Below are 12,420 nucleotides of genomic sequence, written 5' to 3' on the forward strand. Positions count from 1 at the left end.
TAGCTTGATGACGCTACAAAACTGCGTTTTTTCGATGGTTTTTCAATGCTTTATCAAGAAAATCAACAAATGCGGATACGCGCAGATCGTATGCCTTTGGTGCTATCAGAAGTTCCTCATCCTCGTTTAGAATCACGTAAAATGGTTGAGCGTTGTTGTTGAATTGGGTGATTTGAAAGTCAGCGTTTTGCTGTCCAATGGTTTTTTTGGTTTTTCCATCGTAGGAGGATTTGAACCACTCATTTTCTGAAAGCATTGTGCGGTCATCCACATATAATGCCACCAACACAAAGTCATTACTAAGTCTTTTCAGTACGGCAGGATCCGACCAGACACGTTGCTCCATTTCGCGACAGTTTACACATCCATGACCAGTGAAGTCTATAAAAATGGGTTTCCCTTGTTCTTTGGCACATGCCAATGCCTGATCATAATCAAAATAACCACTTAAGCCATGAGGCCAATGTAAAATGTCGGCATACTTTGGTTCTTCACAGGTATTTCCACCTGCATCTTGTTGCAACAAGTTGAAGTTATGCGTAGACATTGGGGGAAGAAACCCAGAAAGGGATTTCAAAGGAGCACCCCACAAACCAGGGATAAGGGAGATGACAAATGCAAAGGTGGCAACACCCAGTATTAACCGTGCGACTGAAATTTTATCAGAGTCAGAATCGCTTTTTAGTTTCAGTTTTCCGATGAGGTAAAGTCCAAGGAGCCCGAATATGGCAATCCAAAGTGCTATAAATACTTCACGGTCGAGGAGGCCCCAGTGATAGGCCAAATCTGCTACGCTTAAAAATTTGAGCGCTAGTGCCAACTCTAAAAATCCAAGGACCACTTTTACGGAGTTGAGCCAACCTCCTGATTCTGGCATTGATTTTAGCCATGCAGGAAATATGGCAAAGCCTGTAAAAGGAATGGCAAAGGCCAGCGAGAAACCAAACATAGCGGTGGTGCCTTCTAAAATACTACCTCCACTCAATGTGTTGATCAGGGCTGTACCCACAATCGGAAATGTGCAGGAAAAACTGACCAACACCAGTGTGATTGCCATAAAAAATATTCCAATCAAGCCACCACGATCTGCTTGACGATCTATTTTGGTGACCAGCCCGGAAGGAAGTGTAATTTCAAATAGCCCAAAGAAGGAGAGGGCAAAAAGGATAAAAACAGAAAAGATGATCAGGTTAAACAACCAATGCGTACTTAATTCATTCAGTGCGGTGAATCCCCATATGAAGGAAATCAAAAAACCGAGTAAACTGAAGAATATGATAATGGATGCACCATAGATCAGTGCCTTACCTATTCCTTCTTTTCTTGACTTGCTCTGCTTAAGGAAAATAGATACTGTAATTGGTATCATCGGATATACGCAGGGAGTAAGCAGTGCCACAAGCCCTGCTAAAAAAGCAGTAATCAAAATGGACCAAAGGCTTCCTCCTTGCTCCGGTTCAGTCTTTTTTTTTAAACCTCCGGACTTTTTGGATGCATTTGATAGTGAAAACTCATCGTCAAAAGGAATACACTTTCCATCTACATCCGAGCATACCTGATACGTATATATTCCGGCAACCTGAAAATCTGCTTTTAGAATTTTGACCTTTTGAATGAAAAGCCCCTCTTTTTTGAAGTACGTGTATTCTCCCTCCCAAATCGAATCATATTTCTTCCTGGCATCTATGGGCTGGATATTACCAATAAGTTCATAGCTATCATTTTCTTCAAACTCAAACTCAGTGACCATCGGGCCCAGATCAGGATCAAAATCAGAAGAGTAGAGGTACCAGTCTTTTTCAATTTTTGCCTTGAAACGTATTTCAATCTCATCACCTACTTCCGGAGAAGTTTCAGAAAGTTCAACCTCCCAGCTGATGGGTCTGAAAATCTGACCAAAACCTGAAAGAGTGGTCAGGATGAAAAGAGATAGAAATAGGACCTTCTTCATTGCTATGATTTTGACATATCTGTGAAAAACTGATAGAAATGAGAAATCGTTTCAATCCCTCGGTAATAATTGAAAAGCCCGTAGCTCTCATTGGGTGAATGGATTGCATCTTCATTAAGTCCGAATCCCATTAAAATGGAATCCAATCCAAGGACGTCCTGGAAGAGGGCAACAATAGGAATACTACCTCCTTCTCTTGTAGGGATTGGCTCTTTACCCCATGTTTTTTCCATCGCTTTGGAGGCTGCTTTATAGCCAACAGAGTCGGTTGGAATTACTGATGGCTCACCTCCATGATGTGGTGTTACGTCCACAGTTACATGAACCGGGGCAATACTTTGAAAATGATTAGAAAAAAGCTCCGTGATTTCTTTACTGTCCTGATTGGGAACCAGGCGCATGGAAATCTTGGCATAAGCCTTCGATGGGAGAACGGTTTTCGCTCCTTCACCGATGTAGCCTCCCCAGATTCCGTTTACATCAAGGGTTGGTCTGATACCTGTTCGCTCGATGGTTGTATATCCTTCCTCTCCTTTTACTGCCTTGATATCCAAATGTTTTTTGTATGCATCAAGATCAAAAGGTGCTTGATTCATTTTTTCCCGATATTCATCAGAGAGGGCTTCAACTTTATCATAAAATCCAGGGATGGTAATCTCTCCTTTCTCATTTTGCAGTGAGGCGATCATTTGGCAAAGGGTATTAATCGGGTTTCCTACTGCTCCGCCGTATGTTCCTGAATGCAGGTCTCTATTAGGTCCGGTTACTTCTACTTCCAGGTAGCTGAGTCCTCTCAACCCTACGGTTATGGACGGTGTATCGTTGCTAAGAATTGACGTATCAGAAATTAGAATTACATCAGCAGCCAATTTTTCCTTATTGCCTCTAACGAATATTTCAAGGTTTTCAGACCCTACTTCCTCTTCTCCCTCAATCATGAATTTGACATTGCAGGGAAGGCTATCGGTTTTGATTAAAGCTTCGTACGCTTTTACGTGCATGTACATTTGACCTTTGTCATCCGCAGATCCTCTGGCGTAAATTTTTTCGTTTTTTACTACCGGCTCAAATGGAGGAGAGTCCCAAAGCTCCAAAGGATCAGCAGGCTGCACGTCATAATGTCCGTAAACAAGAACAGTTGGAAGGTTGGGATCTTTGATGTGCTCAGCGTAGACTATAGGATATCCGGCAGTTTCACAGATTTCGACATGAGTGCCCAGGTCTTTGAAACGCTCTTTCAGGTATTCGGCAGCATTTCTTACATCGCCGGCAAATTTAGAGTCGGCACTTACCGAAGGGATTCGAAGTAGCTCAAGAAGCTCGTTGAGAAATTGCTCTTTATTTTCTTCAATGTAGGATATAGCACTCATGGGATGTTTTTTGTGGCAAACTTAATTCATGAAATGTAGCAATCCATATAATAATCGTTTCAATGCAGGGCATGATTCAAAAGGTATATCTTTAATAGGTGAGAGTTACTATCATTCTTATCTTAGCTTTTATTCTATTTTCCTGTGATACAGAGGAAGAAATTGGGACGTGTAGTTCATATGATGAGGAAGGCATCTTTGTAAAATGCATCGGGCGGAGAACTGAAAGTGAATGTGCGAAATTAGATGTGGACCAGCATAACGGTTATGATTGGAGGTTTAAAATGGCGGACATTTGTCCTCCACCATCCCCAGATCAATAGCTACTCAAAACCAAACCCATCGTCATCATCCTCTTCTATTGTATCAAAGTTTTCATCTTCGACGTTGATCTCATCAGGAGATACCAGGTTGTAAGGCTCTTTGATTCCGAAATAGGTTTCTCGGAAAGCATTGATAAAGCCAAGTGTTTCATTGGTATCACCTACCCCAATTATTAATTCACCAGGTTTGGAATTTTCGGCATTCGATTTTGATTTGATCAGTTCGTTGAATTCTGAATTCGAAGAGTAAAGTATAAGCTGGTTGAACGTATAACCAATGTAGTACCAGATGCCTGGAGCGGCCTGAATGAACAGGTTGACAACTTCAGCTCCCGATTCATCTTTCTTTATTTCAAGAAAACCGTCAAGCTTCGCATTGAGGTCATTTTCATAAATATTTGAAATGGCCAGCTTGGTAGTATTGTGCCAGGCCTTTTGTTCGGAATTCCATTTCATTTTTACCCCTGAAATGAAAAGTTGACGCTGTAGTTCTTTCGAAACTGAACCAAGCGCGGTGTAGTCTTTTAGGCTCGACTGTTCATATAGTTTTGCCGTTGCATCATTCGTCAGGTTTGCGAGTTTATAAAGCAACTCCAGAGAAATATCATTTGCTAACGGAGGACCGATTCGTTCAATAATTTCAATTAAGTCGGCGGCCATAATTTCAAAGGCCCCATCCGGAGCAGGAAAGTCCATCGCAAACATCGCGTCTGCGGTATATTCATTGCTTTCCTTGTTTCCGACTCCTAGTACAGAGGCCTCTACTTTTACTTGCTCATTAAGTGGACTGATGAAGTTTGCTTTGCCTTCAAAGACAATTGATTTGGAGCTATCCATATAAATCATGGTATGCCCCTGATAAGATAGCCCTGTAGTTTTATCTGGATTTTCGATTCGGTAGGTCTGGATAGAGTCAGTGAAAGTCAAAATGCCACTGGCGTTGAAAAAGTCGGTATCAGACCCTGCAGCTTTTGGTTCTACAAAAGTTGTATAGAGTTCATCACGGACATTTGTATGTATTCCGGCGTAGACCCTCTCTCCACCTTCTAATAGCGCATTATCAAAGGACAGCTGAACATCTCTTTCACCTTCGGTTCGTTTGAATTCAACCCAATGATTGTAATCAGGGTCGTTCAGCATCAGTTTTATATACCCATCAGCTTCAAGCGCCGGTTTAGAGGCATACATCGTAACTGATCCTTTATAAAAGAATCCCGGAGAAATTATCAGGTTTTGATTTTCTAAAACTTCGCCACCAGATACAGTCATCAAACGTGTTTCATAATTTCCTTTTCTATCCGGCTCGCCAACAGGTACTTCTTGGAGCTCAAAACTATCGAAGCGGATGTCAAAAGTATCTGTGCCAATAATTTGTTGGTAGAATGCATTCCCTTCAAACTTTAACCTGGAAATGACTCTGATATTTGCACGATCCAGATAGTGATAACCATTCAATGTATCAATGATGATTTGTGCATTGTTGAATTTTTGCAAGACAGAATTGGCAAGAATGGTCGTTTCATTTCCTTCCGGTATTATTTTGGAGTCAGCCACGATTATATACGGAATGCCTTGTACATTCAGTTCCTGGGTATTTATATCATAAATGGCTTTTTCACCACTAAAGGCAAGTGAGTCTAAGTCATCTAGTGTCGTGTAGAAGTAAGAGTCTTCAATGGGAATGTTATCTGGTTTTATCATCGTCACAATGGAGTCTTCCAAGTCCCATATTGCCTCCGTAATGGAAGTTTTCATCTGTGCATAAGGGAAAGAGATGGCAGCCACACCGACTTTCTCTGGTCGGATTGCGGCGGTATTGCTGGTGAGATCAAAATCTAGACGGATATCATCTCCAGCCATGGCAGGCTTTTCCGGATCATCCGTAAGAACCTGGAATTGTGCATGACGAGCTCCATATTCCAATTCTTTAAAGCTCAATTCATTTGATTCAGCCTTGGAACCACGAGTTAGCATGGTACCACCACCATACACACCATTTGTGGTGATATTGGCAAAGCCTTCAAGCTCAGCGGTTGAGTTATAGAATTTAAAAGGTTCTCCCACTGTTCGCAAATACATACTATCTTTTCTTGGAAGCCAGTACATATCGTATGCGCCCAAAACAGCCTCCGGATAGCTCGCTCCTTTATAATTTCCTGGAGAAATTACTCCGCCGGAACCATCTGTCGAAACGGAATCCGGATAGTAGATAAAATCATCTGAGTAAATGGTTGTGGTCAGAAAGTCAATTTGCCCATACCCTCTCATTCCTTTGTTACTTAAACTGATCTCTTCGTAAGTTTTCGCTTCGGTCCCATATAAGCTGTATCCCTCTGTTGGGATCTGATGAGTAAAACCTAAGGACCGATCCTCCTGGATATGCAGTGTTTCTGGAAAAGTTGGGAATATCCCTCCGGAATTAAACGTTCCTTCGAAGCTGATACTTTCACCATCTTTTCCTTCCAAGCTATCTACTTCAAACGGCGGAATGATAAACCTTACAGACTTATCATATGCACCATTCAATACTTCTTTTCCATCGAAATACACGATAGCCTCACTGTCCGAATTAAAGTAAGGATACCTTCTGTTTTCATCTTTTCCGGATTTATTGTTGCTACTGTTAATATATAAAGTTCCAGAGGTTTCGGTTAATTCATTTTTAAGAGCTACCAGCTCAACCCCACCATCTTCTCTTGTAGAGTCTTGCATAGGCACGGTCAACCGCAAGGAGTCTATTTGGGGCATGTTGACAATGAATTCCTCATAATCAAATTGATGGCCGACCCCTTTGTACTGGAAGTCACCCGCGTGCATCATTCCATCAAATTCAACATTTCGTCCTTTAAGGAGTGTAACTGTGCTATCCCCTGGTTCCGCATAGATTTTGAAATCAGTGGTCAAATAGAACCTTCTAACACCGCGAATCTTTAGTTGTCCGCTATCTAGTAACAGGTGGGCATTTGATCCATTTTGGATTTTAGATGGGATCATCAAATTATCAAAATCGACTTTCTTGGCAGAAGCATCATAGTACAAAAAAGCTTTTGGATACAGTTTCAATAGGCCGGTAGTTGCATTGTAATCAGCAAATCCGTACTGGGAAAGAATTTTTCCAGCTCCCTGCGCAAATCGTTCATCTATGTTATATTCCATGGCCAACTCACCCACATAAAACTCTTCAATGCCATACTTTCTGGAGTAAAAGACAGTGGCATTTATAGGATGAAAATCGAGGAATCTGGCGATCTTTTCATAACGAACCAAATCGAAGAAATCTTCTGACTCAAAAGAGGCGGGCAGTAAGTCTTTCCCATTCATTATTTCAAGAGCAATTGAATCCTTACTCATACTCCAGGTGATTAGGTCCACGTTCATAATTACATCGAAGTATGTCGATTTGAAAGGGGTAAGAGATGAGTTCCTCAAGACCAATAGTTCCCGTGTATTTATGTCATATTTTGCTCGCACTGATTTGTGAACGATCGAATCACTGCCATGTAAGAGCGTGAAAGACCCACTATTCATTGAAACCAAAGAATCCCCGAGAAAAAATTCTTTAGATTTTAGAAGCACAGTATTACCCTTACCGTCTTTGATTTGCAAAGTGCCAGCCTCACGGGAAATAGACTTACCGTACAATTGGTTTCCCCTCAGCTGAATGCCGCCAGTATAACTTAATTTGTCATCAGGAAGATTGACTGTCGCGTTAGCCTCATTGGAAGTGAAAATCGGATATTCATTCAATGCCCTCTTTGGTCGAGGAGTACTTTTGTATTCAAATACCCCCTCAATTTGACCTTCTCCTGTAAGATCTGAAAACTGTAGCGTCGCATTTGGAGTCCAAAAATCGGAGTGATCTTTCTTAAGGTGAAATTCTTTTAACTGCACAACAGCTCCCCGGAACTTAGTATTTAAAGCAGGCCATTCTAGTGATCCTTGCTCTGCCGTTAATGTTCGGTTTTTAAGTAGGAATGTGCCATTAACACTTTTAATTCTTAGCGAATCGAATGGAGTTACTAATACCAATCGTGTATTCTTAACCTCAATAACCGGTCCTTCAGCTTTCGGGTGAATGTATTGATACTGCTTAAGTTTCAGATAATCTGGTTCTGAAGCAGCATAACTAGGTCTAACTGCCACAGGGGCCTCTTCAACGGTTTCTTCAGTTTCACTTCCCCATGAATCGCCCCAACTGTCGTTGCTGCTTCCCCACGAGTCATCCGAATCACCCCAGCTGTCATCACCCCATGAATCGTCACTCCCCCAATCATCATCTGAACTTCCCCAGTCATCATTACTCCCCCAATCGTCATTGCTATCCCAGTTGTCATCACCCCAGCTATCGGTAGAGGTATTGTCTTCTATAATTACCGGCATTTCTTCTTCAGTGATCAATGTAGCCGTATCTGCTTCATTTATTTCTTCCTCTGGCTCCTCGAGCATAATGTATTCATCCAATAATCTGAATTCATACGACCCTTCAGGTGCCTGCACCACAAGATTTTTGTCCAGACTTAGGTAACGCCTCGCAAAATAAATGTTGAGCCCAAAAAGGAAATCTTTATATTCCGATTTACTCAAGGTATGAACAACCTGTTCGTTTATTTCTAATACTTTATCTAACTGGTCTCTTTGAAGGTTCTCCTGTGTGACAGAGTATGCGAGGTAGGTAAAGAAATGATAGTAGTAAGGATAAAATTGATACCCTTTTTTTTGCATAGTCAATGCAATCTTATGCGCCCTGTCTTGTTGATCGGAAGTAAACTTCCCATCCCAGGCATTTTGAAAATCGAATGCTATTTTATTAGCAGATTCGGTTCCAATTGATTTCAATCTCGCAATAGCTTGCTGACGAAATTCTGTTTTGTCTTCAGAATATCGTTGTGCATGCAAGGGTGTAGCACATACTACAATTGCAAAAAATGAATATATGAGCGTACGCATCAAACGATAAAGATATTTATAAGTCCTCACTGTAACGTCAATTAGACGACTCTTTTAGACGAAGAGTTTTCTTAAAGCGAGCATTGCCCATTTATCTCGGGTGGTTGATTTCATTTTTTCAAACCCGTGATGATTGGCTTTTGCCTCAAGGTCAGGAATATCGTCATCATAAAAACCACTGAGAATTAGTTCACCACCCTGCCTCAATCTGGAAGCATATTCCCCAATCTGATCTAGAAGCACATTCTTGTTGATATTAGCGATGATGATGTCATATTCGTTTTCAATAACCTCTGAGATTTGACCTTTAATTAACCTCACATCTGATACTTGATTCAACGAAAAATTCTCCTCACTATTTTCTATGCACCAATCATCTATATCCGTCGCAGTAATTTTCCCAGCACCTCTTTTCTTTGCCATTATAGCCAAAATGCCTGTGCCTGTACCTACATCAAGTACTTTTTTATCAGAATGATTGAGGTCCATTTGATAATCAAGCACCTGATATGTGGTAGCATGATGACCCGTACCAAATGACATTTTAGGCGTGACAATTATTTCATACTCAAATTGGGGTTGAGGCTCATGAAATGAAGCTCTCACAATGCATTTATTTCCAACTATGATAGGATCATAATTCTTTTCCCACTCTTCATTCCAATTTATTTTTTCCTGCTCTTTGATGTCATAGGATACATCTTTGTAGTTTGTGAAAATAGCTTTAATCTTCGCTTCTTCAAATTGTGACTGATCGCAGCTACCTTCGAAACCATCATCAAATTCCTGAAAGGAATCGAATCCTACTTCGAATAGCTCTGCAATCAAAACATCGGTTAGATCAGAAGAGCAGGATACTTTGATGGTAATGAATTCCATCAATCGAAAGCCTTAACGATATTGGTAAAGTCACGTGACTTAAGGCTGGCCCCACCAATCAGTCCGCCATCAACATCCGCTTGAGAAAAAATCTCCCTTGCATTTTCCGGCTTGACACTCCCTCCGTACAAAATTGAGATCTCATCAGCTACTTCCTGAGTGTATTTTAAAGCAATCTGATTACGGATAAACGCATGCATTTCTTGCGCCTGCTCTGCGGAGGCCGTTTTACCAGTTCCAATTGCCCAGACTGGCTCATAGGCAATGACAACTTTTTTAATTTCTTCTTCAGAAAGATCGAAAAGCGCTTCTTCTATCTGACTCCCAACGAGATTTTCATGATCTCCTGCTTCACGTACCTCCAGTTTTTCACCACAACAGAAAATTGGAGTCAGCCCATTGTCTAATGCAAACTTCACTTTAGTAGACAGAAGCTCATCAGATTCTTTAAAATACTCCCTACGCTCACTATGCCCCAGTATCACATGAGAGGCTCCACAAGAGACCAACATTGCAGCAGATACTTCGCCGGTAAAAGCACCGCTTGCTTCCTGATGGCAATTTTGTGCTCCGAGAAATATATTACTGCTAGAACCTATTAAGCTGTGAATTCCGGTAAGGTGAATAAATGGAGGTATCAAAATTATCTGAGTGATATTCTGAACCTCGTCTTGAACCATATGAATTACTTCTGAAGCAAGTTTTTTACCCTCCGGCAAGGAGCAATTCATCTTCCAGTTTCCAGCTACAATATTTTTTCTCATTCCTTTTTGTAAGTTTTAAGAGTGCAATGATACTAACGGTGAAGCATTATCACTCTAAAAGCCATTCTGAATGAATTTTTTCTATCTCAGACATCATTATCAATCAATTGTTAGGAGCCCGTCATTTGATGGTGAGGTGTTTGCTTTTTTTGTTTTAGCTATTTTATTTGGGAGCTCACTCTCCTTTACTTACGATCAGCTGGATTTCTATGCTGAATCTACAAGCCAGTTCTTCTCCCTGGGGGGCACTAACTATCATTTATTTTTAATGATTTACCTGTTTTTGGATTTAGGAATTAGGCTGGTTTTTCGCAGGCCACTTCCAAAACTGAAATACTACGTACTTTGGAGCAATGCCTCGAAGCAAATTGCCAGTCAATATTTAATCACATCCCTGTTTGGAATTATACCCTTTATTCTGTTGATCTCTACATTAACAATAGCTTCAAAAGCAAATGATTGGTTAGGCACTCAGGTGATGATTTCCGTATTTATTTGGTGGTTGGCCAATCACTTTATTGGGCTCATCTCTCAGTTTACTCATTCAAGGATAAAAGTCACTATTCTACTTTTTTTGTTGCTCACTATATTAATTAAGTGGTTTATTCCTTCGCTTCAAATCGCTCAGAAATTAATGAATCCCATATTTGCCGGAGGCTTGCTCTTCGCTGGAGCTATGATTGCCTATTTAATGGTTAAAAGTTCCATTGAAAGACGTGAGGTAAATGAGACAAATAGAAAGACGGGGATTTTGGAATCATTACCCGTCTTGAGTTTTAAAAACCCGGTTTTTCAATTGGAATGGGCTTTACTCGTTCGAAACAAGCGAACAAGAAGTAATCTGTTGCTTGGATTAATTAGTGTCTTATTCCTGCCTTTCCTCATTGATGGAGAGACAGATTGGATGATTGGGACTCTCATTTTTTTTATTACTACTGGTTTTTTTATCATCCAACATGGCGTGTATTCATTAGGCTGGGAGGGTAGTTATTTCGATTTTCTGATTACCAATATTTCACCGATTGTTTTTATCAAAACCAGATACTTGTTTTATGTTGGTACTTGTGTAATTGGTTTAATCCTGGCCTCCGTTCCAGCGATTATCAACGGCTTGAGCTGGTCAAGTTTATTAATGCTATTTCTCTACAATGTTGGGGTTACCATTCCTTTAGTTCTTTACCGGTCTACATTGAATAGCACCAAAATAGTTTTAACAGAAAACTCATTTATGAATTACAATGGCATGATGACAGGGCCAATTTTTGTAAGCAGCTTTCTGGTGACCTTGCTGCCGCTGTTTATTTACGGGTTAGGTCAGGCGATCATGGGACAAAATGCGATTTACTTGCTCGGTATAACAGGCTTAGTTGGACTGCTATTATTTAAGCCTTTAACCAATCTAATTGCAAAAAAATATCACTTAAGAAAGTATCACTTATCACAAAGCTTTAAAGCATGATCAAAATTCAAAACCTGAGAAAATCATTTAATGGAATTGCTGCGCTTAATATTGAGGCGCTTGAAATTCACCCTGGGGAATGTGTGGGGATAGTGGGAAACAATGGTGCCGGTAAAACTACTTTTTTTAAGTCGGTACTGGATCTGCTTAAGCCGGATACAGGATTTGTCTCCGTTGAGAACGTACATGTCAACATTTCTGCTGATTGGCAAAATCACCTCAACGCATTCATTGATGAATCCTTCTTGATTGAGTTTTTGAAACCTAAAGAGTACCTTTCTTTTATCTTAAAAATGAAAAATTCCCAATTTGGTGTGGAAGAACTTCTTTCAAACTATTCAGAGTTTTCTAATAAAGACATTGATGAAAACAAAAAGTATATTCGAGACCTGTCCACTGGTACGAAAGTGAGAATAGGTGTGCTTTCACTGCTGGCAGGTGATCCAAAATACATGATTATGGATGAGCCATTTGCTCATTTAGATCCCACCTCTCAAGCAAAACTCAGAAAGCTTATTCGGTCACAAAAAGATGCCGGTAGATGTGTAATTGTTTCCAGTCACAACCTTCAAAACATTGCAGAGTCTTGTGATCGAGTGATTCTGATTGAGGCAGGCAAAATCAAATACGATGTGGAGGTCAACGAGGAGAATATGTTGAAGCTAGGCGCCTATTTTGACAACTAAATAAATAATTATTGTGTTATTCATCGATATAAGCTTCACTC

General features: G+C 40.5%; 7 protein-coding genes. 2 read left to right on the top strand and 5 right to left on the bottom strand.

Going from position 1 to position 12,420, the window contains the following annotated elements:
- Positions 1-13: 13 nt before the first annotated feature.
- The 5 genes from ACO05G_RS17185 to tpiA form a co-directional block, all read right to left on the bottom strand.
- Positions 14-1,951, bottom strand: a complete 1,938-nt coding sequence (locus tag ACO05G_RS17185) for a thioredoxin family protein (RefSeq protein ID WP_421763850.1) — start codon at positions 1,949-1,951, stop codon at positions 14-16.
- Positions 1,952-1,953: 2 nt separating this feature from the next.
- The gene (locus ACO05G_RS17190) at positions 1,954-3,321 is read right to left on the bottom strand and encodes a dipeptidase (protein ID WP_421763851.1); all 1,368 of its coding nucleotides are present in this window, start codon (positions 3,319-3,321) and stop codon (positions 1,954-1,956) included.
- A gap of 323 nt (positions 3,322-3,644) precedes the next feature.
- On the bottom strand, positions 3,645-8,591 hold the full coding sequence (locus ACO05G_RS17195) for a hypothetical protein (protein ID WP_421763852.1): 4,947 nt from the start codon (positions 8,589-8,591) through the stop codon (positions 3,645-3,647).
- Positions 8,592-8,645: 54 nt separating this feature from the next.
- Positions 8,646-9,470 carry a 50S ribosomal protein L11 methyltransferase gene (gene prmA / locus ACO05G_RS17200; protein ID WP_421763853.1) on the bottom strand — a complete coding sequence of 275 codons (825 nt, stop codon included), beginning with the start codon at positions 9,468-9,470 and terminating at the stop codon, positions 8,646-8,648.
- Entirely contained in the window at positions 9,470-10,234 is a 765-nt protein-coding gene (tpiA, locus tag ACO05G_RS17205) for a triose-phosphate isomerase (protein ID WP_421763854.1), read from the bottom strand. The genes prmA and tpiA overlap by 1 nt, the downstream gene beginning before the upstream one ends.
- A 70-nt stretch (positions 10,235-10,304) precedes the next feature.
- Between tpiA and ACO05G_RS17210 the strand changes: the two genes are divergently transcribed.
- A complete protein-coding gene (locus ACO05G_RS17210) occupies positions 10,305-11,693 on the top strand; it encodes a DUF5687 family protein (protein WP_421763855.1) in 1,389 nt (462 codons plus the stop codon).
- On the top strand, positions 11,690-12,379 hold the full coding sequence (locus tag ACO05G_RS17215) for an ATP-binding cassette domain-containing protein (RefSeq protein ID WP_421763856.1): 690 nt from the start codon (positions 11,690-11,692) through the stop codon (positions 12,377-12,379). The genes ACO05G_RS17210 and ACO05G_RS17215 overlap by 4 nt, the downstream gene beginning before the upstream one ends.
- The last annotated feature ends 41 nt before the right edge of the window (positions 12,380-12,420 follow it).

It is taken from the genome of Ekhidna sp. (genome assembly GCF_965227465.1).
Classification (GTDB): Bacteria; Bacteroidota; Bacteroidia; order Cytophagales; family Cyclobacteriaceae; genus Ekhidna.